This window comes from Kitasatospora sp. NPDC038210, assembly GCF_055600605.1.
The window spans coordinates 121,925-147,577 of record NZ_JBVJYK010000003.1 but is presented as its reverse complement, the minus strand read 5'-3'; the positions used below and the strand labels follow the sequence as shown (position 1 = coordinate 147,577).

The following is a 25,653-nucleotide window of genomic DNA, read 5'->3' as shown; positions in this document are numbered from 1 at the left end:
CCTCGCCCCGGTACGACCGGCGGTAGTAGCGGGGCCGGGCGGACCGACGAGCCGCCCGGGTCCGGTCGTGGGCGACCGGACCCCGTGATCGCCGCCCCGCCGGTTCGGGAATCCGGCGCCGCACCGACTAGCCGCGGTAGTACGTCACACCGTTTGGGAGTGCGCCCGGTGCCGGTTAGACCTGTGTGGTCCCCCGCTCAGCACGCGCCCCGGACGGGCCCCGTCGTGCTGCCCCGTCTCGACCCGTGAGGTACGGCCACCGATGTCCACCGTCCCGCCCGTGGGGCCGACCCTGCGCCGGCTCGCCGCCCGTACGGCGGCCCAGGCGGCGGCCTGGCAGCCCCGGCTCGGCCACGCCGTCCGCACCCGCGTCACACCGCTGCGCGCGACCTGGCAGCCCCGAATCGACAACGCCGTCCGCACCCGCGTCACGCCGCTGCGCGCGACCTGGCAGCCCCGAATCGACAACGCCGTCCGGGTCCATGTCGCGCCGCTGCGCACGCTCGCCACGCCCCGGCACACCACCCTGCCGGGCAGCCGTCAGCGGGCCGAGCACGACCACGCGCTGGCCTCGGTCGGAGCGGCCGCGGCGCTGCTGGCCGGAGTGCTGCTGGTCGCCGCGCCGGGCAGCGCCTCGGCCCAGACCGTGCGGCCCACCACGCCGGGCAGCTCGGCCTTCACTGCGCCGCAGGCGGCGGTGCCCGCACCGGGACTGGTCCAGGTGGCCGGGCCCAGTGCGTACAAGCTGCCCGGGGACGGTCCCTCGGCCCAGCAGTCCGTGGCGGTGGCAGCCAACCTGCTGCCCGCCGATCCGCCCGCCCCGGCCGCGCAGCCCGAGCCGGCCGCCGCGCCGGCGCCCGAACCGGCCCCGGCGCCCGCCCCCGCCCCCGAGTGGTCGGCGCCGGTGCCGAACGCGCCGACCAGCAATCCGTACGGGGTGGCCAACCGCGAGTACGCGGCCGGTTACCACACCGGGGTGGACTTCGCGGTCTCCCCGGGCACACCGCTGCTGGCGGTCGGCAACGCGACCGTGGTGTCGGCCGGTTGGGACGGCGCGTACGGCAGGGAGGTCGTGCTGCGGCTCGCGGACGGGCACTTCGCGCAGTACGCGCACATGTCCTCGGTCGCGGTCTCGGCCGGCCAGCACGTGTCGGCCGGCCAGCGGATCGGGCTCTCGGGGAGCACCGGCAACTCGACCGGACCGCACCTGCACTTCGAGATCCGCACCAGCAACCGCTACGGCGCGGTGGTCAACCCGGTCGCGTACCTCTCGGGGCACGGCGTCACGAACTTCTGACCGTCCCTCACGGGCCGACGGGGGCGGACGCGGGCGGTGCCGGCGGGGCCGGAGCCGGGGCGGGCGGTGCGGGCGGCGCCGGCGGGGCCGGGGCAGGTGGTGCGGGCGGCGCCGGCGGGGCCGGGGCAGGCGGTGCGGGCGGGGCCGGGGCGGGCGCGGGCGGTGCGGGGTGGCTGATCCGGCCGCCGATCTCCAGCGCGATCTCCCGGGCCGCCCGGATCGCCTCGTCCAGCGTGGCCGCCGTGTCCAGCGGCTCGCCCCAGACGTTCTCGGCGTGACCGCAGTCCGCGGTGTCCTGCTTGAGCAGGAACAGCGACGAGTGGACGGTGAACAGCGCCATCGCCGCCCGCAGCCGGTCCGGGAAGTCCGCGTTCGGCCCGTGCACCAGCTGCATCATGGTGATCATGCGGTCGCGGAAGGCCAGCCCGGCCGGCGACTCGCGCAGTGCGGGCTGGTTCTCGTGGAAGAAGCGCAGCAGCGGGGCCCGCTCGGCCATCCCGTCCGCGAAGCGGCGGATCAGCTCGTCGCGCATCTCCGGACTCCAGGACTGCTTGCGACCCCACTCGATGGTCTCGTCGATCGGCGCGGCCATCCGCTCGACGATTCCCAGGACGATGTCGTCCTTGGTCTTGAAGTGGTAGTAGAGCGCGGCCTTGGTCACACCCAGGCGGTCGGCGATCTCGCGCAGTGAGGTCTGCTCGTACCCCTGCTCGGAGAAGAGCTCCAGCGACACCTCGATGATGCGAGCCCGGGTGTCGCTGCGGGGGCTGTGCGGAGTGCCCATGGCCTGCCTCATGACTGCGTCGGTGACTTCTGCGGATCCCCGGGGTGGCGTCCGCCCCGGGCACATTCTCCCTGCCCAGGTGGCCGGTTCGGAAACTGGCTTGACGACCGGCTAGGGAACAACCTACCGTGCCGACGTTACAAGAAACTAGCCGGGCGTCAAGTAAGTAGCCGCCGAGCGGCGCGGATGCGCGTCCCAAGCACCCTCCGGGAGACCCCACCTCATGTCACAGTCCAAGACCGCCGCTCCGGTGCCGGAGGACAAGACGGCCGAGGAGGAGCAGCCGCGGTCACCCCGCGAGATCCGCCTCGTCATGGTCGGCCTGGTCGTCACCATGCTGCTGGCCATGCTCGACAACCTGATCGTCGGCACCGCGATGCCGACGATCGTCGGCGACCTCGGCGGTGCCGAGCACCTGTCCTGGGTGGTCACCGCGTACACCCTGGCCACCGCCGCCTCGACCCCGATCTGGGGCAAGCTCGGCGACATGTACGGCCGCAAGGGCACCTTCCTCACCTCGATCGTGATCTTCCTGGTGGGCTCGGCGCTGTCCGGCCTGTCGCAGAACATGAACGAGCTGATCGGCTTCCGCGCCGTGCAGGGCCTGGGCGCCGGCGGCCTGATGGTCGGCGTCATGTCGATCATGGGTGCGCTGGTTCCGCCGCGCGACCGCGGCAAGTACCAGGGCATGTTCGCCGCGGTGATGGCCCTCGCCACCATCGGCGGCCCGCTGGTCGGCGGCTTCATCACCGACCACCTGAGCTGGCACTGGACCTTCTACATCAACCTGCCGCTCGGCGTGGTCGCGCTGGCCGTTGTCATCGTGACCCTGAAGCTGCCGAAGGTCCGCAGCACCGCCAAGATCGACTACCTGGGCGCCATCCTGCTCACCGTCGGCATCACCTCGCTCGTGCTGATCACCACCTGGGGCGGCCAGCAGTACGCCTGGGGCTCCAAGCAGATCCTCGGCCTGGCCGCGCTCGCCGCCGCCTCGCTGATCGCCTTCTGCTACGTGGAGCAGCGGGTCGAGGAGCCGATGCTCCCGCTGACCCTGTTCAAGAACCTGAACTTCACCCTGGTCTCGATCATCGGCTTCATCGTCGGCTTCGTGATGTTCGGCTCGACCGTCTTCCTGCCCCTCTACCAGCAGATCGTCCAGGGCGCGTCGGCGACCAACTCCGGCCTGCTGCTGATGCCGATGATGTTCGGCATGCTGGTCGTCTCGCTGGTGGTCGGCCAGGCCGTCACCAAGACCGGCAAGTACCGGATCTACCCGATCATCGGCACGATCGTGATGACCGGCGGCATGGTCCTGCTCTCCACCATGGGCGTCGGGACCAGCAGCTTCACCTCCGCCTGCTGGATGGTCGTGCTCGGCGCCGGCATGGGCTTCCTGATGCAGATCACCATGCTGGTCGCGCAGAACAGCGTCGAGCTCAAGGACATGGGCGTGGCCAGCTCCACCGCCACCCTGTTCCGCACCATCGGCGGTTCCTTCGGTGTCGCGCTGTTCGGCGCCCTGTTCAACAACCGGGTGACCGACACCATGAAGGAGAAGCTCGGCGAGCAGGCCGCCGGCGGCGGCGTGAAGGACCCGGGCCAGATGAGCCCGGCCGCCCTGCGCAAGCTCCCCGAGAACATCCAGGACGCCTACCACCACGCGGTGTCCAACGGCATGCACACCGTCTTCCTGTGGGGCGCCGGGGTGGCCGTGATCGCGATCGCCGCCGCGCTGTTCCTGCGCGAGGTGCCGCTGCGCGGCACCGGCAAGGGCGAGAAGCCGGCCGAGGCCTCGCTGGAGGCGGCGGCCGTCTGACGGTCCCCGCGCCGCACGACCCGGCACGACGACGGCGCCCCCGGGAGGTCCTCCTCCCGGGGGCGCCGTCGTTCCGTCCTACTGCGGCAGGCGGTAGACGCCCTGCTCGACCGGCTCGACCAGGCCGTCCGCGACCAGGCCGTCCAGGGCCCGGGCCCGCTGCACCGCGTCCGGCCAGACCGCGTCCAGCCGGGCCTGCTCGACCTCGCCGTGCGCCTCCCGCAGCACCGCGAGCAGCTTGCCGCGCACCTGGCGGTCCGTTCCCTCGTAGGACTGCCCGCGCCGGGCCGGGCCCTCGTACGGCGGGCGGCCGGCCCGCTGCCAGGCGCAGCCGGCGAACAGCGGGCACTCCCCGCACTCCGGGCCGCGCGCGGTGCAGACCAGGGCGCCCAGCTCCATGACACCGACCGCCCAGGTGGCGGCGGTCCCGGCATCGGCGGGCAGCAGCGCGGTGGCGGTACGGCGCTCGGCGGCGGTGGTGGCCTGGGCCGGGTACTCGACGCCGGTCACCGCACGGGCGAAGACCCGCCGGACGTTGGTGTCCAGCACCACGTGCCGCTGGCGGAAGGCGAAGGAGGCGACCGCGGCGGCGGTGTACTCCCCCACCCCGGGCAGCGAGAGCAGCGTGGCGTGGTCGTCCGGGACCTCGCCGCCGTGCTCCTCGGTGATCGCCACCGCGGCCGCGTGCAACCGCAGCGCGCGGCGCGGGTAGCCCAGCCGGCCCCACATCCGGACCGCCTCGCCGGCCGCCTCGGCGGCGAGGTCGGCGGGGGTCGGCCAGCGGGTCATCCACGCCTCCCAGGCGGGCAGCACGCGCTTGACCGGGGTCTGCTGGAGCATGAACTCGCTCACCATGACCGCCCAGGGCGTCGCGTCCGGGGCCCGCCAGGGCAGGTCGCGCTTGGTCGCCTCGTACCAGTCCAGGACGGTCGAGTGGAACAGCGGCAGGGGCATCGGGAGCCGGGCGTCGTCGGTCCCGGCGGCGGTGGCGGTGATGGCAGTCATGGCCCTTCGATCCTCCCACGCCCTCCGACCCGGCCGAAGTGGAGGAGAGGGGTCCGGGGCACCGGAGGACCATCGGAGGACCCTCCGGCCGCTTCGCGGTGATCACCGCGGTGATCACCGCGGAGGCCACGCCGGGGAACGTTTCGGAGAACGTCCCGGAGAGGGTCCAGGAGAAGTTCCGGAGAAGGTCCCGGAGAAGGTCCGGAGAATCAGCCCTTCGGGGCTCCCTCGAACGGATCAAATGGCGGATCATGTGAAGGAAGGGACGACTGTGCGGTGTTGGTGAGTCAATCGCCACACACAGTCTCGTAGAGTTTGGTCGTGCCCTCTCTGCGTCAACCCGTGGGACCGCTGCCGGCCTCGATCTACTGGCGTCGGCGCGTCGTCGTGCTCGCCGCCGTCGCGGCGGTCATCGCCCTGATCGCCTGGCTGATGACCGATCAGGGCGGAGGCGGTGACGGCGGCTCACAGAGCAAGGCCGCACAGGCCGTTCCGTCCCAGAGCCAGACCCCTGCCCAGGCCATCACGCCCGGCGCCTCACCGAGCGGCCCCGCCGCGCGCCCGGGCGGCGGCTCGGGCGGTTCCGGCGGCGGCCCGGTGGCCGGCGGCGGTGGCACCGAGGTCAACCTCAGCGGCGGCTCGACCGGCGGCGCCAACCCGGCTCCCGCGGGCGGTTCCGGCGGCTCGGGTGGCTCCGGCGGTGCCGGTGGCACCGGTGGCGGTGCGGCGGGCGGATCCGGCGGCTCCGGCGGCTCCGGTGGCTCCGGCGGTGGCGTCCCGGCGTTCAACACGCCCGAGGTCATGGCGCTTCCGGTCTGCGCCTCCTCGCAGGTCGCCCTGGAGCTGGCCGGCACCCAGAACTCGTTCCAGCCCAAGGACAAGCCGCGTCTCGCCCTGACGGTCAAGAACTCCACCGGCGCCAACTGCCGGGTGGACCTGGGCCGGATCGCCTCCGCGATCACCGTGAGCGCCAGCAACGGCGAGCGGGTCTGGTCCTCCGGCGACTGCCCGGCCGACAAGGGCAGCATCTGGGTGCAGCTGGCGGCGAACGGCAGCCAGACCGAGACCTTCACCTGGGACCGCAGCCGCAGCAAGCCGCAGTGCGCGACCGCCGACCCGACGCCGCCGTCGAACGGCACCTACGTGGTGCTCGCCGAGCTCACCGGGCTCTCCGGGGACAAGGTCTCGGCGCGGACCTCGATCCGGCTGGACAACTGAGGGTCGGTCGACTCCGTTCGGGAGCCCCCGGTCGCCGCGGCGACCGGGGGCTCCGGCGTTCCGGGGCTACGGGGCTACGGAGCTCTGGGGCCAAGGGGCTACGGGGCTACGGAGCTCCCGGAACGGTGACCCGGGGCCCGGACGCGGGACGGCCCCCGGGGAAGCGCTCCCCGGGGGCCGTCCGCACGTCGTCGGATCTAGACGTAGCGTTCCAGGATGGACGATTCGGCGAGGCGGGACAGGCCCTCGCGAACCGAGCGGGCCCGGGTCTCGCCGACGCCCTCGACCGTCTGGAGGTCGTCGATGCTCGCGGCGAGCAGCTTCTGCAGGCCGCCGAAGTGCTCGACCAGGCGCTCTATCACCGTGTTGGGCAGGCGCGGGATCTTCGCCAGCAGGCGGTAGCCGCGCGGCGAGACAGCGGAGTCCAGGGACTCCGGCGTGCCCGAGTAGCCGAGCGCCTTGGCGACGGTCTGCAGGTCCAGCAGCTCGGCGTGGGTGAGCGCCTCCAGGTCGGCCAGCACCTCGTTGACCGTCCGGCCCTTCTTGGCGGCCCGCTCCGGGAAGTAGTCCCGGGCGACCAGTTCGCGCTCCGGCTCCACGCCCGCGATCAGCTCGTCCAACTGCAGCGAGAGCAGACGGCCGTCGATGCCGAGTTCCAGCACGTAACCGGCGATCTCGGTGGCGATCAGCCGCACCATCTCCAGGCGCTGCGCGACGGCCGTGACGTCCCGGACCGTGACCAGGTCCTCGATCTCCAGCGCGGAGAGCGTTCCGGCCACCTCGTCCAGGCGCAGCTTGTAGCGCTCCAGGGTGGCCAGCGCCTGGTTGGCGCGGGACAGCACGGTGGTGGAGTCCTCCAGCACCCGGCGGGTGCCGTTGACGTACATCGCGATCAGCCGCATCGAATGCGAGACCGCGACCACCGGGTAGCCGGTCTGCCGGTTGACCCGCTCGGCGGTGCGGTGGCGGGTGCCGGTCTCGTCGGTGGGGATGGTCGAGTCCGGCATCAGGTGCACACCGGCGCGGACGATCTTGGTGATGTCCTTGTCGAGCACCACCGCGCCGTCCAGCTTGCACAGCTCGCGCAGCCGGGTGGCGGTGAACTCGACGTCCAGGACGAAGCCACCGGTGCACAGGGACTCGACGGTCTTGTCGAAGCCCAGCACGATCAGGCCGCCGGTGTTGGCCCGCAGGACCCGCTCCAGGCCGTCACGCAACGCCGTGCCGGGCGCGATGGCGGTGAGGGAGGCCCGCAGCAGGGCCTCCTCACGGGAGGCCTTGTCCGCCCCCCGGTCGCTGGCTGCCACGTGACTCCTCCGGTCGACCCCGTGCCGCGCGCCTCGCGCCGTGCGCCGGTCCGCGGTCTGTTGCTCTGTCGCTCAGTACCGCTCGGTACTGCCTTCTGGCCAATGAGACTGGGGAAAGTCTAACTGCGTGTGGCTGCGGCAGGGCTTGGGTCAGCGCAGTTCGTCGGAGTCGAGCGGCTCCCAGCCGTCCATCAGCTCCTCCGGGTAGGCCGCGACCCGGGCCGAGCGCGGGGCCGGCGGCGCCGACGGTGCCTCAGCACGGCCCTCGGCACGCCCCTCGGCACGCCCCTCACCGCGCGGCTTGGCGGCGGCCCGGCGGCGGCCCGGGATGGCCCGCAGCGCCTCGCCGATGTCGGACACCTCGACCACCTTCATGCCCGGCGGCACCTTGCCCGGGTCCGGCGGGACCAGGGCGTGGGTGAAGCCCAGCCGGTGCGCCTCGGCGAGCCGGCGCTGCACGCCCGTCACCCGCCGCACCTCGCCCGCCAGGCCGACCTCGCCGATCGCCACCAGGTTGCTGGGCAGCGGGGTGTCGGTGGAGGAGCTGGCCACCGCGAGCGCCACCGCGAGGTCGGCGGACGGCTCGCTCAGCTTCACCCCGCCCACCGTCGCGGTGTAGATGTCCTGCTTGCCGAGCTTCACCCCGCCGTGCCGCTCGACCACGGCCAGGATCATCGCGATCCGGGGCGACTCCAGGCCCGAGGTGGTCCGACGCGGCGAGGGGATCTGCGAATCCACCATCAGCGCCTGCACCTCCGCGACCAGCGGGCGCTTGCCCTCCAGGGTGACGGTGAGGCAGGTGCCCGGGACGGGCTTGTCACGCCTGGTCAGGAAGAGGCCGGACGGGTCGGCCAGGCCGACGATGCCCTCGTCGTGCAGCTCGAAGCAGCCCACCTCGTCGGTGGCGCCGTAGCGGTTCTTGACCCCGCGGATGAGACGGAGCCGGGCGTGCCGGTCCCCCTCGAAGCTGAGCACGACGTCCACCAGGTGCTCCAGCAGCCGCGGGCCGGCGATCTGGCCGTCCTTGGTCACGTGACCGACCAGCAGGGTGGCCATGCCGCGCTCCTTGGACGCCCGGATCAGCGCGCCCGCAACCTCGCGGACCTGGGCCGGGCCGCCGGGGGCGCCGTCCAGCTCGGCGGAGGCGATGGTCTGCACCGAGTCCAGGATCAGCAGGCCGGGGTTGACCGCCTCGATGTGCCCCAGCACCGCGCCGAGGTCCTGCTCGGCGGCGAGGTAGAGGTGCTCGGAGAGGGCGTTGATCCGGTCGGCGCGCAGCCGGACCTGGCCGGCCGACTCCTCGCCGGTGACGTAGAGCGTGCGGTGCCGGTCGGTGGCCGCCTTGGCCGCGACGTCCAGCAGCAGGGTGGACTTGCCGACGCCGGGCTCACCGGCCAGCAGCACCACCGCGCCGGGCACCAGCCCGCCGCCGAGCACCCGGTCCAGCTCCGGGACGCCCGTCGAGCGGGCCGTCGCGACCTGGCCGTCCACCTGGGCGATCGGGCGGGCCGGGGCGCTGACCGGACCGGCGGCCGTCGTCCGGATCGGCACCGCGCCGTACTCCTCGACCGTCCCCCAGGCGTTGCACTCCGGGCAGCGGCCGACCCACTTGGGCAGCTGGTTGCCGCACTCGGTGCAGCGGTACGCGGGGCGCGGCTTGGCGGTGGTCTTGGAACGCGGAGGCATGCGGCCCACGGTAGCGCCTGGGTACGACAGCGGCGGTCCGCCACCGGGCTCGCCGCGCGTCCACACAGATGGGCGATGTTGTTACCCGAAAGAAGTACATACGCGGCGAATGGCGGGGCCGGGCCGTCCGGCTTCCCTACCGTCGGAGGGGTGACAACGCGAACTGTTGGGCCGGCCGGGCCGCAGGCCTCCGCCGTGCTCGCGGCGTACGACCGGCAGGTGGACGGCCTGTTCACCTACTGCCTCTCGGTGCTGTGCGAACACGACGCCGCCGCCGACGCCCTGCGCGAGGTCCGTGAGCTGGCGCAGCGGCACGGTGCCCGGCTGGCCGAGCCCGGGCTGGTACGGGCCTGGCTGTTCTCACTGGCCCGGTACTGCTGCCTGCGGCGCCTCGCGGACGGGGTCGGGGGCGGGGTCGTGGACGGTGGTGGGGACGCGGCCTGGGCCGGGGCGGCGGCCGGGAGCCGGCCTGCGGCCGGGTTCGGACGGGTGGCCGGGCGGGCGCCGGGGGGCGAGCCGAGCGAGATCGAGACGGCCCGGCGGCGGCGCGAGCTGGCCTCGCTCGCCTGGCCGGAGGCGGCCGGCACCGACCCCGAGCAGCGCGAGGCACTGGAGCTTTCCGTCCGGCACCGGCTGACGCCGCTGGAGGTGGCCGCGGTGCTGGGCCTGCCGTTCGAGCGGACCCGTGTGCTGCTGGTCGGCGCGGAGGCCGAGGTCGCCCGGACCAGGGCGGCACTGCTGGTGCTCGGCGTGGGCAGCTGCCCGGAGCTGGACCGGCTCGGCGGGGCCGGGGCGGAGTCCTGGCGGGACTGGGTGCTCGGCCCGGCGCTACGGCGGGAGCTGGTGCAGCACGTGGTGGAGTGCCCGACCTGCCGGGGGACGGCGGAGCGGGTGGCCGACGAGGCGGCGGAGGGGGCGGCGGGGCTGTCCGGGCTGCCGCTGCTGGCTGCTCCGGCGGGCGCTGTGAGCGCAGTGGGCGGCGTGGGCGCTGTGGGTGTAGCTAGTGCCGCGGGTGCTGTGGGTGTAGCTGGTGCCGCGGGTGGCGCGGGTGGCGCGGGTGGCGCGGGTGGCGCGGGTGGCTTCGGCCGTGTGGTGGCCGAGCCCGGGCTGCGGTTCGACCAGAGCGGCTTTCCCCGGCACCGGGCCCCGGACGCGGGGCGCGGACTCGCGGTCCGGCGGCGGGTGGTGACCACGGGTGTGCTCGCGGCCGTGCTGGCTGCGCCGGTGGTCGCGCTCTGGGCCGGGCACCGGGGCGGCGGGTCGGGGGCGGCGGCCTCGGTGTCCGCGGTGCAGGTGAACGAAGCAGGCCCGGCGGCCGGGCAGCGGTCACCGCAGCCGTGGCCGGGGGTCGGGGGCCGGGTCGGGCAGGGCGGATCGGGGGTACCGGGGCTGGAGTTGGCCGGGACGGGCGGGGGCAACGCTGCAGAAACGTTGCTCCCCGGTTTTCCTCGACTGACCTTCCAGGGCCCCGTGGTCCCCGTCCCGGCTCACGGCGCCACCCCGCTCGGCAGCCCGACCCTGGTCGCCGCCCCGGCCCCCGTGCTCGATCGGACCTCCGGACCGGGTGCGCCCGAACCGGCCCCGGCCGGACTGCTCACCGTCGAGGCCGGCGAGTACGGCAGCCGTACGGTCCTCACCCTCACGAACTCCGGCACCACGGAGATCCGCTGGCACGCGGCGACGGACGCCGGCTGGCTCCGGCTCAGCCGCGACTCCGGCACGCTCGCGCCCGGCCAGCGGATCACCGTGATCGTCACCGTGGACGAGGACCTCGCACCGACCACGCACTGGACCGCCCGGATCGCACTGCCGCCCTCGCAGGCGGTGGTCACCCTGGAGGGCGGCCCGCAGAACCGCGGCGGCTCGGCCTCCTCCCCTCCCGCCCCCTCCCCGACGACGTCCGCCCCGCCGACGGACTCCCCCTCGCCGACCGCCACGGGCGCACCCTCCCCGTCGGGCTCGCCGTCGACGACACCGCCGGCCGGCACCCCGTCCGGCTCCCCGTCCACCTCGGGCACCCCGACGACTCCCGCGACGAACAGCCCCTCGCCGCGCCCGACCGGGGCGGGAACACCGACGGCGTCGCCCACGGCATCGACGGCGGCATCGACGGCGACGCATTAGAGCGGGCATCGTTCCGGCAGACGTACCACCCGGTAGAGGCGTGAGGATTGCGCGAGAAGTCGGCCAGGCCGACTTCTCGCGCACCGCCTAGGGCCCGATGCTGCCCCGCGGGCAAATATGTAGACCGGCCGGCATAATCCATCCCGCGCCGAACCATCGAAGTGCACAGAAAGTCGACCCCGCCGACTTCTGGCGCACCACGCCGGGCCCTGGCGGCAGAATATGTAGACCGAGCGTCATAATTTTGCCCCCGAGCAGGGGGCGCACAGGAAGTCGATCAGGCCGACTTCTCGTGCGCCGCCCAGCCATGGCGCCTGCCGCCGCAGAATATGTAGACCGGTCGGCATATTTAGTCCCAGCCAACATGGGAGTACCCGAGAAGTCGCCAGGCCGACTTCTCACTCGGGTCGCTCGGGGCCGCCGCCGGGCCAGCTATGTAGACCGGTCGTCATAGTCCGATACCCGCGATCACCACGGTGCACAGGAAGTCGGCCGGTCCGACTTCTCACGCATCGCGCGGGCCTGGCGGGCGTGCGCCGAAGTATGTAGACCGGTCTTCATAATCCTTCCCTGCGCGCGGCGCGCGGGCAGGCGGCTTGGGCAGGCGGCTTGGGCGGCGTCGGGGACCTGCATCGGGGGACGCCCGTCAGGTGCGGTGGATCGGGGGGACCTGGTAGGTGCCGTCCAGGACCGGGGGTTCGGGCTGGTAGAGGCGGATGATGGGGCGGAACTCGCCGGGCGGGACGGGGAGCCAGTTGGCGGCGGCGGTCGGGTCCTCGGGTTGGTCGTGCTGGAGGGTCAGGGTGAGCGAGCCGTCGGCGCCGTAGACCAGGCCCGGGGTGCGGTCGCCGATCGAGTAGCGGTCGATCGGGTTCTCCACCAGGTAGTAGTCCGGGACGGAGTACATCGTGACGGACCAGAAGGCTTCGGCCGGGGGCCGTCGGTCGAAGCGCAGCGTGTAGTTGTTGGCACCGTTGAGGGGGCGGCCGTCGGAGTCGTCGTAGGTCATCGCGTACGAGGCCTCGTAGGCGTGGTTGCCCCAGAGGCCGGCCCGGGCGGCGGCGGCGCGGCTGAGGTAGGCGGCGCGGCGGTCGGGGATCCGCCACTCGGGGTCGTCGAGGGTGCCGGGCCCGAGGTGGTCGGTGTTGTAGTCGAAGAGGTGGAGCGCCGAGCGCCACTCCCCGGGCGGGTGGTCCTCCGGCGGGCGGGTGGCGTCCTCGACCCGTTCGCGGCCGGCGGCCAGGCCCTTGGCCAGGGAGAGCGTCCACTCGGGAACGGCGGCCCGGTACGGCGAGGCGCCGTCGTCCAGCAGGCCGAGCGGGGCGAAGCGCCGCTGGTACTCGATGTCCCCGGTGGCCGGCGGGAAGCCCTGCATCCACACGCGCAGGCGTTCGAAGAAGGCCAGCCGCTCGGGGACGTCCGGGTCGGGCTCGGGCAGTCCGGCGACGAGGCCACCGGGCTCCAGCGGTTCCAGGACGAGGGCCGACTGCAGGGCCCTGACCCGGGGCAGGTCCTCCGGGCCGGTGCAGGCGAAGCGGCCGACCACGGTGCCGACGGTGGTCGGCAGCTCGATCACCCGGTTCGGGTCGGACGGGGTGCCGTGCCAGCCGGGCGGGACGATCAGCCAGGTCTGCGCGCCGGTACCGGTGGCCCGGCGGCCGAGGTAGGCGACGTTGTCCGTCCAGGCGTCGATGACCTGCAGCACGTAGTAGGAGCCCGCGGTGTCGGGGACGTGCAGGACCTGCGGGCCCTCGGAGAGGTCGAGCTGGGCGATCGAGTAGATCGTGTCGTTGTTGACCGAGACGAAGTCGTCGGCCGGGCCGGCCAGCCGGGTGGCGTGGCTGAAGTCGTTGAACGGTGCCGCCGGCAGGGTGCCCAGGCCGCCCCTGGTGAAGCGCTCGACCATGGTGAGGCCGGCGACCAGCGGGTAGCCGTAGACGTACGCGTCGGCGGCCAGGGCCTCCAGCTCGGGCTGATTCATCGGGGGTCCTTCGTACGGTCGGTCGGCACGGGTCGGGGTCGGCAGGGGTCGGGGTCGGGGTCAGCGCGGGTCGAGCGGCGGGAGCCGCCAGCGGCCGTCGAGGACGACCGGGTCCGGCCCGTAGAGCCGGAGCACGACGGTGAACGGGCCGTCCGGGGCGGGCAGCCAGTTCGCGGAGTGGTCGGCGGCGGCGGGTCGCTTGTGCCGGACGTAGAGGGTCAGTCCGCCGTCCGGGTCGCGGACCAGGCCGGGGGTGTGGTCGCCGATCGAGTAGCGGTCCAGGGTGTTGTCGACCAGCCGGTGGTCCGGCAGCGCGTACAGGGTGGCGGACCAGCCGGAGCGGGCCGGCGGCAGCGCGTCCGGCGCGAAGCGGATGACGTGGTCGCGGTCGGCGGCGTCCGGTGGGTGGCGGCCCGCACTGTCCGCTTCCCAACGGCCGTACCAGGCCTCTTCGGTGGGCAGCCCGTGGAGTTCGGTAGCGGCGCCGACGGCCTGCCGGAGGAAGTCCGCGCCGATCCGGTCCCGGGTGCCGAACAGCCCGGTGCGGTCGCGGAGTCCGGCGATGGCGTGCGTCAGCTGCGCCCGGCCGTCGGCGATGCCGCGTTCGATCTCGGTGCGCAGTTCCAGCGGGAGGGCGGCGGGCTCGAACTCGCCGCGGCCGTCGACGCCGAGGTCCACGAGGCGGCCGCGCAGGTCGGTCTCGGCGGGCGGCAGCGGGACGGGGCCGGCCGCCGGGAAGAAGCCGAGCAGGAAATCGAGGAAGGCGAGGAACTCAAGGCCGTCCGGGACCTCCTCGCGCCAGACCGGCCAGACCGGATCCGGCGCGGGCGGCGGCGCGGGCGTTCCGGCGTACTCGTGCAGCGGGCGCAGGCGGTACCGCTCCTGGACGGCGGCGAGTTCGGCGACCTCGGCGGGGGTGTTCCCGGTCAGCCGGGTGCGGCCGAGGATGCCGACCAGTCGGGTGGCGGTGCGGATCACACTGCGGATGCCGGGCGGGGGCTCGCCCCGCCAGTCGGGGCCGGCCACCAGGTGGTCGCCGGCCTCCGGGCCGGTGGTCCGGGAACCGATGAAACCGGCGTACACGGTGTCCAGTTCCTGCACCGGGAGGACGCGGTAGCGGTCCTCTGCGGGGACGGTGAGCACCCAGGGTTCGGTGCGCAGGTCGAGCCAGGCCCGGGAGTACGGCGTGTCCCCGGCCTCGCCGCCGATGACGGTGGAGGTGTCGGTGACGGTCGAGGTATCGGTGTCGGTAAAGGTGGAGGTGGAGGTGGCGACGGCGGTGCCCGGGGTACCGGCGGCGGCGAGGGTGACACCGGGGGCCTCGGCCGGCGTGTCGGCGGGGGTGGGCGGCTGCGGACGGTGGCGGAAGACCCCGAAGCCGCCGACGTACGAGGGGTCCGCGTCGTCCAGGGCCTGGGCGTACAGGGCACGGTAGGTGCGCAGGATCGGTTGGGCGCGGATCCAGGCTTCGGCGGCGGTCGCGCGGACGGTGGCCGGGTCCACGAGTGCCGGGTTGACCATGCTGTCGCTCTCCCACTGCCGAATCAGTCCACTGTCGAATCAGTCCGAATCTCCACAGACCGGTACAAATCGGATGCTAAGTGGGCCGGGAGGGGGCGGCACGTCGGATCGGACGCCCCTCGGCACCGCCGCGGTGCGCCCCGCACCGGGCCGCACCGGGCCGCACCGCATGATCTGCCCAGCGCTAATCCGGGCGTACGGGTGGGGCGACTGGGAGAGGGTGAGCGGTATGAAGATCCTTCTGCTCGGCGGCTCGTCCTTCCTCGGCCGGGCCTACGCCGCCGAGGCCCTGTCCCGGGGCCACCTGGTGACCACCTTCAACCGCGGCCGCAGCGCCACCGACCTGCCCGGAACCGAGGCCGTCCGGGGCGACCGCGACAGCGCCGAGGACATCGCCCGGCTGGTCGACGGCCGCGACTGGGACGCCGTCGTCGACACCTCCGCCCAGCAGCCCGCCCAGGCGGCGCTCACCGCGGGCCTGCTGCGCGACCGGGCCGGGCACTACACCGTCGTCTCCTCCGTGCACGCCTTCGCCGACTGGCCCGACCGGGTGATCGACGAGGACTCCCCGCTGCGCCCCTGCCCCGCCGACACCCCGCCCGACCAGCCGTTCAGCCCCGCCCTGAAGGCCGGCTGCGAGCGCGCGGTGCTGGAGGTCTTCGGCGCCGAGCGCTCGCTGGTCCTCAACAGCGGGCTGCTCATCGGGCCGTACGAGATCGGCGGCCGGCTGCCCTGGTGGCTGGAGCGGATGGCGCGCGGCGGCCGGGTGCTCGCCCCGGGGGACCCGCAGCGGACCATGCAGGTGATCGACGTCCGGGACTTCGCCGTCTTCGGGCTGGACCTGCTGACGGCCCGGACGGCGGGGCGGTTCCTCACCACGGCGCCGCCCGGACGGCTGCGCTTCGGCGAGTGGCTGGAGACCTGCCGGGCGGTCGCGGGCGCCGTGGACACCGAGTTGGTCTGGGTCCCGGACGCGACGCTGCTCGCCGATGGGCCGGACCGGGTCGAGCCGTGGAGCGAACTCCCGCTCTGGGCCCCGGACCTGCCCGAGCTGACCGGCACCTGGCTCGCCGACACGAACCGGGCGGAGTCCGCCGGGCTGCGCTGCCGGCCGTTCGCCGAGACGGCCCGGGACACCTGGGAGTGGCTGCGGGAACGCGGGCCCGCCGAGGACACCGACGCCGACGGGCGCAAGGGCCGGCCGGGCGCGGCCGGCCGGCAGGGCATCGAACCCGCCAAGGAGCGCAGGCTGTTGGCCGCGCTGGGGTAGGCCGACGGTCGGCACGGGGCCGGTGCACGGGAAGTCGACCCGGCCGACTTCCCACGCACCGACGGCGCCCTCAGTGCGTCCGGCGCGTGACCAGCTCGGCGAGCGCCAGCAGTTCGTCGGCCGCGGACGGCTCCGGTACGGCGGCGGCCAGCTGCGCCATCGCCGCGGCCATCCGCTCGCAGGACTGCCCCTGCGCCCACCCACGCCCACCGGCCCCCTCGACGGCCGCCGCACACTGCGCCAACTCGTCCTGACTCAGGGTCCGTTCGAGCGCGTACAGCTCGGCCAGCCGCGCACCGTCGGCGGTCCCGGAACCCAACGCGGCGACCACCGGCAGCGACTTCTTCCGGGCGACCAGGTCCGCGCCGACCGGCTTGCCGGTCACCGCAGGGTCCCCCCAGATGCCGATCAGGTCGTCGATCAGCTGGAACGCCAGGCCGATCTCCCGGCCGAAGCCGTCCATCGCCTGCGCCGCGTCCTCGGACGCGCCGCCGTACAGGGCTCCGATCGCGCAGGCGGCGCCGAGCAGGGCACCGGTCTTCGCCTCCGCCATCGCCAGACACTCCGGCAGCGAGACGTCGTTTCGCTGTTCGAAGGCGCAGTCGATCTGCTGGCCCTCGCAGAGCTCGACCACGCAGTCGGCGAGCCGGCGGATCGAGCCGTGGGCGGCGGGGTGGGTGTCCTCGGCGAGCAGCCGCAGGGCGAGGGAGTGCATGGCGTCCCCGGCCAGGATGGCCTCGGTGGTGCCGAACACCCGCCAGGCGGTGGGCCGGTGGCGCCGGGTGTCGTCCCGGTCGATGACGTCGTCGTGGAGCAGGGTGAAGTTGTGCACCAGCTCCACCGCGGCGGCCGCGGCGGCGGCCTCACCGGGCGTACCGCCCAGGGCCTGGGTGGCGGCGAGGACCATGGCCGGGCGGATCGCCTTGCCGGCGGAGGCGGTGGCGGGCGTGCCGTCCGCCTCCCACCAGCCGAAGTGGTAGCCGGCGACCTTGCGCATCGTGCCGGGCAGCGAGTCGACGGCGGCCCGCATGACCGGGTCGACCAGCGCGCGGGCGCGGGCGAGGATGTCGGCCGCCTCCTGCCCCTCTTTGTGGTCGCGTTCCAGCGTGGGACTCGTCATGGGTCTCCCCCTTCTTGGCGCCTGTCGTGGAATGGCCCGGCCGTGGGTGGGCCGGGGTCGCACCGTGGGTGTCGGCGGCGGCCGGCGCGGCGGCTGCGAGCGGCTCGGGGCCCGTGCGATCTGGATCTACTGGTGCTGGTGCAGACCGGGACACGCCCGGACGCGTCCGAGCACACCGGGGCGCGCCGCCTGGCCGGGGTGCCGTGGGCACCTCCGGCCGGACGGCGCGGGACCTCCGCTCGGCCCCGCCGGGCCGTCAGCGCTGCGCGATGTCCACGTTCTCCAGGACGCCGACCGCGTCGGGCACCAGGATCGCGGCGGAGTAGTAGGCCGTCACCAGGTAGGAAATGATGGCCTTCTCATCGATTCCCATGAACCGCACCGAAAGGCTCGGCTGGTATTCGTCCGGAATTCCGGTCTGGTGCAGCCCGATGACGCCCTGGTTGTCCTCGCCGATTCGCATCGCGATGATCGAGCTGGTGCTCCCGCCGACGATCGGGATCTTGTTGCACGGGAAGACCGGCACCCCGCGCCAGGACATGACGTGCCGGCCCTCGACCTCGACCGTGCCCGGGTTGATGCCGCGCTTGTTGAGCTCCCGGCCGAAGGCCGCGATGGCCCTGGGGTGGGCCAGGAACATCTTGGTGCTGCGCCGACGGCTGAGCAGCTCGTCCATGTCGTCCGGGGTGGGCGGGCCGGAGTGGGTCTGGATCCGCTGGTCGTACGCGGCGTTCTCCAGCAGGCCGAACTCGGGGTTGTTGACGAGCTCGTACTCCTGCCGCTCGCGCAGGGCCTCGATGGTCAGCCGGAGCTGGTGCTCGGTCTGGTTCATCGGCTGGTTGTAGAGGTCGGCGACCCGGCTGTGCACCTTGAGGATGGTCTGCGCGACGCTCAGCTCGTACTCGCGGGGCTTGAGCTCGTAGTCCACGAAGGCGCCGGGCAGCTCGTACTCGCCCTGGTGACCGGCGGAGAGGTCGATCGCGGCCTCGCCGTGCTTGTTCTGCGCCTGCTGGAAGCCGTTCAGGTACTCGATGACCTGCAGCTGCAGCGCCTCGGAGCGGTCGTGCAGCTCCTGGAAGGAGGGCCAGGACAGCGCCATCACGGTGCCGGACGTCGCGGCGCGGACGGTGTACGGCCAGGTGCCACCGTCCTGCTGGACCGCCTCGTCACCGAGGTGGTCGCCGTCGGCGAGGGTGCCGACCACCGTCTCCTCGCCGTACTTGCCGGTGCCCATCCGGTCGAGCTTGCCGTGCGCGATCACGAAGACCTCGGTGATCGGCGTGCCGGCCTCGACCAGGACGTCCCCCGGCTCGACCTCCCGCTGCACGAAGCGCGCGGCCAGCTCCTCCAGCACGGCGTCGTCCTGGAAGCCGCGCAGCACCGGCACCTCGGCGAGCGTCGGCGGGACGATCCGCACCTCGGCGCCGGTCTTGACGAAGCCCACCCGGCCGCGGCCGACCGAGTAGCGCAGGCGGCGGTTGACCCGGTAGGTTCCGCCGGACACCTGCACCCAGGGCAGCTTCCTGAGCAGCCAGCGCGGGCTGATGCCCTGCATCTGCGGCGCGGACTTGGTGGTCGTCGCGAGGTTCCGCGCGCCCGCAGTGCTCAGACTCTGCTGCTGCCGGATCTCCGTCTGCGCGCCCGGCGCAGGAATACCGGCATTGGTTTCGGTCGACATGAGGGGAGCCCTTCGCATACCCGATACCCGATGAAGTGTCGCCTTGCACATTCGTGTTGCAGCTTCATGGTGGGCCCATTCGAGGGCAGCCCGCAATCACTCGTTCGAGTGGTTCGGAATAGCCAAACAAATAGTACGAATAGATCACCTGATCGATATTTGTTCGACTATTTATTCGAACGTACCGGGCTCCGGCACCCCATCTTCCCCCATCCACCCCCTCACCCGCGCCACCCCTTGACACCCGGAGCAGCGGCGTGGCTGCTCCTCCCCACACCCCCACCCCCGCCACCCCGCTACAACGGCCCGTTCCAGTCGAGCGTCGGCTCCAGCACCCCTTCCAGGGTGAGCAGCCAGCGCTTCACCTCGATCCCGACCCGGCCGCCGCCGAAACCGCCGATCCCGTCCGCCGCCACCACCCGGTGACAGGGCACCAGCAGCGGGACGGGGTTGGCGGCCATCATCTGCCCGACCGTCCGGGCGGCCAGACCGGGCTCGGTGACGTCCTCGAACACCCCGCTGCGGGCCGCCAGTTCGCCGTACGTCACGGTCCGGCCGTAGGGCACCTCGCGCCAGAGCGTCTGCAGGACGGCGCGATGCGGGCCGGAACTCAGGCTCCAGTCGATCGGCAGGCCCAACTCGTGGGTGCGGCCCGTCAGGTAGGCGCCGATCCGCTCGGTGACGACGGCGATCTTCGACTCGTCGGTGCACGGCGGCGCTCCGCCGTCGTGCCCGCCGTAGCCGGCTGCCGCCACGCCCAGCGGGGTCACCGCGACGTGCATCGGGCCGCTGGGCAGCGGCGTCGGCACGGTCAGCCAGGACATCGACCAGGACTGCGGCACGCTCGGGCCCCCACCCTCCGCCGGACCGGCCACCGGCCACCCCGGCACCCGGGGGGCGTCCCCGCCCCGCGCGTCATCGTACGGCGGCCGGCCGACCGTGAGCGGGTTCGGTCAGAGCCGCCCCTTCAGCTGGGTGGCGAGCGCCTGGGACCAGTGCGCCAGCTCGGCGCGGTCGGGGGCGCGCCCCTCGCACAGCAGGGCGAGCTGTGCCTCGTTGATCCGGTTCGGTCCCGGGATCTCCAGCAGGTAGGCCAGTTCGGCCAGCACGACGGCGAGCCGCTCGGCGTCCGTGTGGTCCAGGGTGACCGCGGACTCGTGGTGGCTGATGGTGAGCGAACCGGGCATTGTTCAACCTCCTCCGTCACCCCCCGCACCCTCCACGGTACGACCGGGTCGGCCGCCCCGCCCGCCGCGGAGGCGTGCGTGCGCGGGTGGGGCAGCCTGTTGCACTCCGGAGCCGGCCGGGCGTGGTGCGCGGTGGGCCGCACCGGGGGCCGGGGGTGCGCCCCGGAGCCGTTCGAGGGGTTGGTCAGTTCTCCGAACCCTCCTCCCAGCGGCGGTTCCGTACGGCCGGTATGCCCAACACTACGGCTCCGGCCGCCAGTTGCCAGACTGATCCGAACATAAGCAGCGTGTCCACGCCAAATCGGCCCCCCAGTGGGCCTGCCACCGCCAGGCCGAGCGGGCCGAGGGCGAAGGAGCCGAGCACGCCGAAGGAGGTCACCCGGCCGAGCAGTTCCACCGGCACCCACTTCTGCGTCGTCGAGCTGTACAGCGTCCCGCAGACCGCCGAGCCGACCCCGGCCACCAGCGCACCGGCGGCCACCCACGGCAGCGACGCCCCCAGGGCGAGCGCCCCGGACGGCAGCGCCCAGCCCAGCGCGGCCACCGACGCCACCGCGAGCGGACGGGCGGGTACCCGGCCGAGCATCACCAGGCCGCCCAGCACCGCGCCGACGCCGTACACCCCCATCACCAGGCCCCAGCCGCGGGCGCCGCCGAGGTCCCGCTGCGCGGTGAGCGGCCCGAGCACCAGGAAGGGCGCCCACACCAGCAGGTTGAACAGGCCCATCTGCGCGGTGGTGATCCACAGCCACGGACGGGAGGCGAACTCCGACCAGCCGGCCCGCAGCTCGCCGAGCAGCGACTCCCCGCCGTCCGCCGCCGTCCGCTCGGGCAGCCGCAGCCTGGCCAGGGCGAAGGCACCGACGCCGTACGTCACCGCGTCGACCAGCAGCACCGCGGCCGGGCCGTGGGTCGCGGTCACCAGACCGGCCGCGGCGGGACCGACCACGGTCGACACCGAACGGGACAGCCCCAACAGGGTGTTGGCGTCCGCCATCAGCTCCTTGCGGTGCACCAGGTCGGGCACGATCGCACCGAAGGCCGGCATGAACAGCCCCTCGCCGACCCCCCACACCGCGACCAGGGCCACCATCGCCCAGACCGGCGCGTGCCCGGCCGCCAACAACCCGGCGAACAGCGCCTGGACCAGACCGCGCAGGGCGTCCGACCCCAGCATCACCCGTCGGCTGCCCAGCCGGTCGGCGATCACCCCGCCGGCCAGCAGCACCAGCACCACGGGGAGGATCCGGGCCGCCAGCACCCACCCCAGGTCGGTGCCGCTGCCGCCTCCGCCGGCGCCGCCACCGCCGTCGAGCACCGCGAAGGTCACCGCCACCGGCGCCATCGACGAGCCCACGAGGGAGGTCGTGTACCCGATGAAGAACCACCTGAATTCGCGCTCGCCCAGCACGGCGAGCCGGTCTCCCGGGCGCCTGCGGCGGGCCGGGATCCGTTCGGTCTGCACTGCCATGGGCAGCAAGTCTGGATTCGGCGGAGGCGGGGTTCAAGGGTTTCCGAAGAAAAACCTGAGTCTTTTCGCATCAATTTTTACGACGTCGTCAACCATCGCAGTAAATGGGCGCCATTACCGCCTACCACCTGCTGTTTACTGCGAATCACCGCTATTCTTCGAGGGGTTTGGAGAGATTGATTTACTGCGAAAGAGGGCGAACGTGACAGAGACTCCGGCAGGGCTCCCACCGGTCGAGTACGCCGTCGCCGTCGAGCGCTACCTGGCCGCCTCCGGGCTCGCCGAAGGCTCCCGGCGGATCTACCGGATCGCGCTGGACACCTGGGCCTGGGCACTCGCCGACCGCCCCGCCCCCACCGGGCCCGAACGACGGCGCGCCCGGCCGCCCGTCCTGCCGCTCGCGCTCCTCGACCACCCGGACACCACCGCCCGGCTCCGCGCCGCCGTCGCCCACCGCGCCGCCGGCACCGACCCGCGCACGCTCAACCGGGAACTCTCCACCCTGCGCGCGGCCGTGGCCTGGTGGCGGGCCCGCGGCTGGATCACCGGCGACCCGACCGCCGACCTGCACCCCCGCCCCCTGCCCGAACCCGCCGCGGCCACCGCCCCGTTGACCCCGGACGAGCTGCGCGCCCTGTTCACCCTGCACGCCCCACTGCGCGAGCAGGCCCTGTGGCACCTGCTGCACGAGACGGGCGCCGCGATCGAGACCGTCCTGGCCCTGGACACCGACCACCTCGACCTCCCCCGCCGCCGCACCCGCCCCGGCCACACCCCCGTCCACTGGCAGTCCGGCACCGCCCGCCTGCTCCCCCTCCTCGTCGTCGGCCGCGCCACCGGCCCGCTCTTCCTCACCGACCGCCGCGCCCCCGCCGACACCCCCACCACCGAGCGCTGCCCCTACACCGGCCGCGCCCGCCTCTCCTACCGCCGCGCCGCCGAACTCTTCACCGCCCACACCCGGGCGCTCGGCCCCGACTGGACCCTCCGGCGGCTACGGGCGGCGCGCTGAAAGTGACGGCAGGCCGACTGCGGAGCGGCGGGGTGCTGCGGGCGGCGCACCGAACGGGGCGGCGTCGGTCGCGGCGGCGGAACGGCCGCAGGCGGCGTGTACGGCTCCGGCTACTCCTCCGGCGGTGGCACCGCGCGACGCCCCCGGTCGAGCAACTCGTCCAGGGAATCCGCCAGTTGCGGCAGGCTCGGCCGGTCCTCCGGAGCGAGGCGGAGGCAGCCGTCGATGGCGGCGGCGAGGGGGCGCGGGAGACGGCGGCCACGGGTCACCGGGGGAACGGGGCCGTGCGGCGACGGTCCGGGGAAGGGCTCGGTGCCGGTGGCGGCCTCGTAGAGGGTGACGCCGATGCCCCAGACGTCGGTGGCCGCCGTGAGCAGACCGCCGGAGGCCTGCTCGGGGGCGAGGTAGCCGTCCGTGCCGATGCCGGGCGTGCCCGGCCCCGGGGGCCGGGCGATGCTGAGGTCGAGCACCTTGGCGTGGCGGCAGTCGATCACGATGTTGGAGGGCTTGAGGTCGAGGTGCAGCAGGCCCTGCCGGTGCAGGTAGCGGGTCGCCGAGCAGAGGTGCAGCCCGAGCACCGCCAGGTCGGTGGCGGCCGGCCGGCGCGGTCGGGTGTCCAGCAGGTGGGCGAGGGTCTCGCCGGTGAGGGTTTCGAGCACCGCGTACGGCTGCGGGCGCTCGCCCGTGCCGTAACCGCGCACCAGGTGCGGGTGGGTGAACTCGGCCAGCCAGCGGCCCTCGCGGAGCAGGCGCTCGCGCAGCCGGCGGTCGCGGCGGCGGTCGGGCCGGAGCACCTTGACCACGCAGCGGCAGTCCCGCTCCTCGCTCCAGCAGTCGTACACGTCGAGCCAGCCGGTGCGGCACAGGTGCGCCAGGACCTGGTAGCCGGGGGCGATGGGCGCACCCGGGGGAAGGGGCTGACGGGTGCTCATCGGGGCACCTCCTGGAGCGGTGGGTGGTGCAGCCGGTCGAGCCGGGCGTAGCCGTCGTCGGCGGCCAGCAGCTCGCGGTGGGTGCCGCAGGCGGCGACGCAGCCGCCGCGGAGCAGCACGATCCGGTCCGCCTTCCGTACGGTCAGCAGGTCGTGCGAGATGATGATCGTCGTCCGGCCGCTCATCAGCCGTCCCAGCGGCTCCAGGATCCGCCGCCCCGACTCCACGTCCAGCCCGGTCGTCGGCTCGTCCAGCAGCAGGACGGGCGCGTCCCGGACCATCGCGCGGGCGATGGCGATCCGCTGCCGCTGCCCGCCGGAGAGCAGGCCGCCCTGCCGGCCCACCAGCGTGTCGTAGCCGTCCGGCAGCCGGCTGACGAACTCGTGGGCGTCCGCCGCCTTCGCGGCCGCGACGACCTGGGCGTCGGTCGCGCCCGGCCGCCCGTAGGCGATGTTCTCCCGGACGGTGCCGTGGATCACCAGGGTCTCCTGCAGCAGGACCCCGATGTGCTCCCGCAGGTCGGCCAGGGCGAATTCGCGCAGGTCGATGCCGTCGAGCCGGACGGCCCCGCGCTCCGGGTCGTAGAAGCGCAGCAGCAGCTTTGCGATCGTCGACTTGCCGGCCCCGCTCTCCCCCACCAGGGCCACCGTCTCGCCCGGTTCGGCGTGGAAGGACGCGTCGAACAGCGCCACCCTGGTCGTGCCCGGGTAGCGGAACCACACCCGGTCGAAGGCCACCGTGCCACGGATCCGGCGGGGGCGCAGCGGCGTCGGCGGGTCGGCCACCTGCGGTCGCTGGTCGAGCAGTTCGATGATCCGCTCGGCGGCGGCCGAGGCCGAGTAGAAACCGTTGCTGAGCCGCGAGATGCCCCGGATCGGACCGTAGAGCCGGCTCAACAGAGCGACGAAGACGAGGAGTTCGCCGAGCGTCAGGCGGCCGCTCGCGAGCTCCCAGGCGCCCAGCCCGAGCACGGTCAGCGCGCCGAACAGTTCCAGCAGCTCGACGATCGGTGCGAACAGCGCCCGCAACCGGGTCGCGGCCATGGTCGCCCGGAACCGTGCCTGGCTCTCCCGGCGGAACCGCTCCTGCTCCCACTCCTGCCGGTTGTACGCCTGCACCAGGGCGATGTTCTCCAGGGTCTCCTCGGCGAGCGCGCTCACCGAGCCGCTGCGCCGCCGCCGCTCCCGCGAGGCGGCCTTCACCCGCACCGAGAAGCGCCGCGCGGTGAACCAGAACACCGGCCCGACGACGAGGGCCGCGGCGGCGAGGTCCCACCGCAGGTAGAACAGCACGCCGAGGAAGACGGCGAGCTCGGCGACGTACGCGACCGCGTCGAGGATGCCCGAGAGGAGGAAGGTCTCGACCGCCTCGACGTCCCCGGTCAGCCGCGACAGGACGTCGCCGAGCCGCCGCCGCTCGAAGAAACCCAGCGAGAGGCCCTGCAGGTGTCGGAATACGTCCGTGCGCAGGGCGAGCAGGAAGCGCTCGCTGACCCAGGTGGAGGTCGTCTCGTCGGCGAAGCGCAGGCCCCCTGCCACCAGCGTCAGCCCGGCGTAGCCGAGCGCGACCGGCAGGAACAGCCCGAGCCTGCGCGGCACCAGCACCTCGTCGACGACGACCTTGAACAGCCAGATCGCGGCCGCGTCGACCACCGGCCCGAGCAGGACGAACCCCAGCAACAGGGCCAGCCAGCGCCGACCCCCGCGGGTGTAGGGCCAGAACCGTCCGAACGTCCGCCGCAGCGGCACGACCGGGGCCTGGTCGACGACCGGGCCCGCCCGGCCGTCGCCGTCACCCGTGCCGGCGGTGCCGGCGGCTGTCAGCCGCCGCAGTGACCACACGGGACGAGTCCAGCCCGAGGGAAGTGGCCGGGCCGTTGCCGGCCCGGCCCTGACAGGACGGCGGAGCCGTCAGTGCCGCGAGTTGCTTCCATGACGACGGCGACGACGGTCGTTGGTCTTCGAGGTCCTGGTCTCCTTGCCGGTGCCGGTCCGCTTCTGCGGATGCCGCATCGCCGGCACCAGGTTGGCCAGCATGCTCATCACTGCCACCTCTCTGTAGGTCGTTCGACCCCCACCCAGGGATACGCGCCGGGGGGCGGGAGCACTCACCGGCCGTCGATGCGATTCGGCGGCCTTCGCGAACCGGACGTGACGGGACGGCCGGCGGCCGTTACACACCCGATGGGCGGCCGTGACACGACCGGCCGAGGACCGCGACACGGCCCTCCTACCGTCACTGTCG

Annotated in this window: 20 protein-coding genes; 6 read left to right on the top strand and 14 right to left on the bottom strand. The window is 73.6% G+C overall.

Annotation, left to right across the window (positions count from 1 at the left end; genetic code table 11):
* Nucleotides 1-262: 262 nt before the first annotated feature.
* The gene (locus tag ACZ7KX_RS07105) at nucleotides 263-1,297 is read left to right on the top strand and encodes a M23 family metallopeptidase (protein WP_470325682.1); all 1,035 of its coding nucleotides are present in this window, start codon (nucleotides 263-265) and stop codon (nucleotides 1,295-1,297) included.
* A 7-nt stretch (nucleotides 1,298-1,304) separates the two neighbouring features.
* On the opposite strand, the gene ACZ7KX_RS07100 is transcribed toward ACZ7KX_RS07105, so the two are convergent.
* Complete coding sequence (locus ACZ7KX_RS07100) at nucleotides 1,305-2,081, bottom strand: TetR/AcrR family transcriptional regulator (protein ID WP_470325681.1); 777 nt, start codon at nucleotides 2,079-2,081, stop codon at nucleotides 1,305-1,307.
* 223 nt (nucleotides 2,082-2,304) lie between these two features.
* Between ACZ7KX_RS07100 and ACZ7KX_RS07095 the strand changes: the two genes are divergently transcribed.
* Nucleotides 2,305-3,897 (top strand): MDR family MFS transporter, encoded by a 1,593-nt coding sequence (locus tag ACZ7KX_RS07095; RefSeq protein ID WP_470325680.1) that lies wholly within the window; start codon nucleotides 2,305-2,307, stop codon nucleotides 3,895-3,897.
* Nucleotides 3,898-3,975: 78 nt separating this feature from the next.
* Here ACZ7KX_RS07095 and ACZ7KX_RS07090 read toward each other — a convergent pair whose 3' ends face one another.
* Nucleotides 3,976-4,902 (bottom strand): HhH-GPD family protein, encoded by a 927-nt coding sequence (locus tag ACZ7KX_RS07090; RefSeq protein WP_470325679.1) that lies wholly within the window; start codon nucleotides 4,900-4,902, stop codon nucleotides 3,976-3,978.
* Between the two features lie 321 nt (nucleotides 4,903-5,223).
* On the opposite strand from ACZ7KX_RS07090, the gene ACZ7KX_RS07085 reads away from it, so the two are divergent.
* Nucleotides 5,224-6,120, top strand: a complete 897-nt coding sequence (locus ACZ7KX_RS07085) for a hypothetical protein (RefSeq protein WP_470325678.1) — start codon at nucleotides 5,224-5,226, stop codon at nucleotides 6,118-6,120.
* A gap of 197 nt (nucleotides 6,121-6,317) precedes the next feature.
* On the opposite strand, the gene disA is transcribed toward ACZ7KX_RS07085, so the two are convergent.
* A complete protein-coding gene (gene disA, locus ACZ7KX_RS07080; RefSeq protein ID WP_470325918.1) occupies nucleotides 6,318-7,376 on the bottom strand; it encodes a DNA integrity scanning diadenylate cyclase DisA in 1,059 nt (352 codons plus the stop codon).
* Nucleotides 7,377-7,577: 201 nt separating this feature from the next.
* A complete protein-coding gene (radA, locus tag ACZ7KX_RS07075; RefSeq protein WP_470325677.1) occupies nucleotides 7,578-9,113 on the bottom strand; it encodes a DNA repair protein RadA in 1,536 nt (511 codons plus the stop codon).
* Nucleotides 9,114-9,263: 150 nt separating this feature from the next.
* Between radA and ACZ7KX_RS07070 the strand changes: the two genes are divergently transcribed.
* Nucleotides 9,264-11,237: a BACON domain-containing protein gene (locus tag ACZ7KX_RS07070; RefSeq protein ID WP_470325676.1), complete on the top strand. Its 1,974-nt coding sequence runs from the start codon at nucleotides 9,264-9,266 to the stop codon at nucleotides 11,235-11,237.
* Nucleotides 11,238-11,883: 646 nt separating this feature from the next.
* Here the strand turns inward: ACZ7KX_RS07070 and ACZ7KX_RS07065 are convergent.
* Both ACZ7KX_RS07065 and ACZ7KX_RS07060 read right to left on the bottom strand, forming a co-directional pair.
* Nucleotides 11,884-13,218, bottom strand: coding sequence for a DUF1254 domain-containing protein (locus tag ACZ7KX_RS07065; protein WP_470325675.1), 1,335 nt, complete (start codon nucleotides 13,216-13,218; stop codon nucleotides 11,884-11,886).
* Nucleotides 13,219-13,278: 60 nt separating this feature from the next.
* Nucleotides 13,279-14,739 (bottom strand): DUF1254 domain-containing protein, encoded by a 1,461-nt coding sequence (locus tag ACZ7KX_RS07060; RefSeq protein ID WP_470325674.1) that lies wholly within the window; start codon nucleotides 14,737-14,739, stop codon nucleotides 13,279-13,281.
* 229 nt (nucleotides 14,740-14,968) lie between these two features.
* On the opposite strand from ACZ7KX_RS07060, the gene ACZ7KX_RS07055 reads away from it, so the two are divergent.
* Entirely contained in the window at nucleotides 14,969-16,009 is a 1,041-nt protein-coding gene (locus ACZ7KX_RS07055; RefSeq protein ID WP_470325673.1) for an NAD-dependent epimerase/dehydratase family protein, read from the top strand.
* A gap of 70 nt (nucleotides 16,010-16,079) precedes the next feature.
* Here the strand turns inward: ACZ7KX_RS07055 and ACZ7KX_RS07050 are convergent, their stop codons facing one another.
* The 5 genes from ACZ7KX_RS07050 to ACZ7KX_RS07030 form a co-directional block, all read right to left on the bottom strand.
* On the bottom strand, nucleotides 16,080-17,129 hold the full coding sequence (locus ACZ7KX_RS07050) for a family 2 encapsulin nanocompartment cargo protein polyprenyl transferase (protein WP_470325672.1): 1,050 nt from the start codon (nucleotides 17,127-17,129) through the stop codon (nucleotides 16,080-16,082).
* A 256-nt stretch (nucleotides 17,130-17,385) separates the two neighbouring features.
* Nucleotides 17,386-18,807 carry a family 2B encapsulin nanocompartment shell protein gene (locus ACZ7KX_RS07045; RefSeq protein WP_470325671.1) on the bottom strand — a complete coding sequence of 474 codons (1,422 nt, stop codon included), beginning with the start codon at nucleotides 18,805-18,807 and terminating at the stop codon, nucleotides 17,386-17,388.
* A 296-nt stretch (nucleotides 18,808-19,103) separates the two neighbouring features.
* Nucleotides 19,104-19,649 carry a methylated-DNA--[protein]-cysteine S-methyltransferase gene (locus ACZ7KX_RS07040; RefSeq protein WP_470325670.1) on the bottom strand — a complete coding sequence of 182 codons (546 nt, stop codon included), beginning with the start codon at nucleotides 19,647-19,649 and terminating at the stop codon, nucleotides 19,104-19,106.
* A 111-nt stretch (nucleotides 19,650-19,760) separates the two neighbouring features.
* Nucleotides 19,761-19,994, bottom strand: coding sequence for a hypothetical protein (locus ACZ7KX_RS07035; protein ID WP_470325669.1), 234 nt, complete (start codon nucleotides 19,992-19,994; stop codon nucleotides 19,761-19,763).
* A 184-nt stretch (nucleotides 19,995-20,178) separates the two neighbouring features.
* The gene (locus tag ACZ7KX_RS07030; protein WP_470325668.1) at nucleotides 20,179-21,465 is read right to left on the bottom strand and encodes an MFS transporter; all 1,287 of its coding nucleotides are present in this window, start codon (nucleotides 21,463-21,465) and stop codon (nucleotides 20,179-20,181) included.
* Between the two features lie 202 nt (nucleotides 21,466-21,667).
* Here ACZ7KX_RS07030 and ACZ7KX_RS07025 point away from each other — a divergent pair, with 202 nt between their 5' ends.
* Entirely contained in the window at nucleotides 21,668-22,477 is an 810-nt protein-coding gene (locus tag ACZ7KX_RS07025; RefSeq protein ID WP_470325667.1) for a hypothetical protein, read from the top strand.
* A gap of 110 nt (nucleotides 22,478-22,587) precedes the next feature.
* Here the strand turns inward: ACZ7KX_RS07025 and ACZ7KX_RS07020 are convergent, their stop codons facing one another.
* The 3 genes from ACZ7KX_RS07020 to ACZ7KX_RS07010 form a co-directional block, all read right to left on the bottom strand.
* Nucleotides 22,588-23,409 carry a serine/threonine-protein kinase gene (locus ACZ7KX_RS07020; protein WP_470325666.1) on the bottom strand — a complete coding sequence of 274 codons (822 nt, stop codon included), beginning with the start codon at nucleotides 23,407-23,409 and terminating at the stop codon, nucleotides 22,588-22,590.
* Nucleotides 23,406-25,250, bottom strand: coding sequence for an ABC transporter ATP-binding protein (locus tag ACZ7KX_RS07015; protein ID WP_470325665.1), 1,845 nt, complete (start codon nucleotides 25,248-25,250; stop codon nucleotides 23,406-23,408). Before ACZ7KX_RS07015 ends, ACZ7KX_RS07020 begins: the two co-directional genes overlap by 4 nt.
* Nucleotides 25,251-25,319: 69 nt before the next feature.
* The gene (locus tag ACZ7KX_RS07010; protein WP_470325664.1) at nucleotides 25,320-25,451 is read right to left on the bottom strand and encodes a hypothetical protein; all 132 of its coding nucleotides are present in this window, start codon (nucleotides 25,449-25,451) and stop codon (nucleotides 25,320-25,322) included.
* Nucleotides 25,452-25,653: the final 202 nt, after the last annotated feature.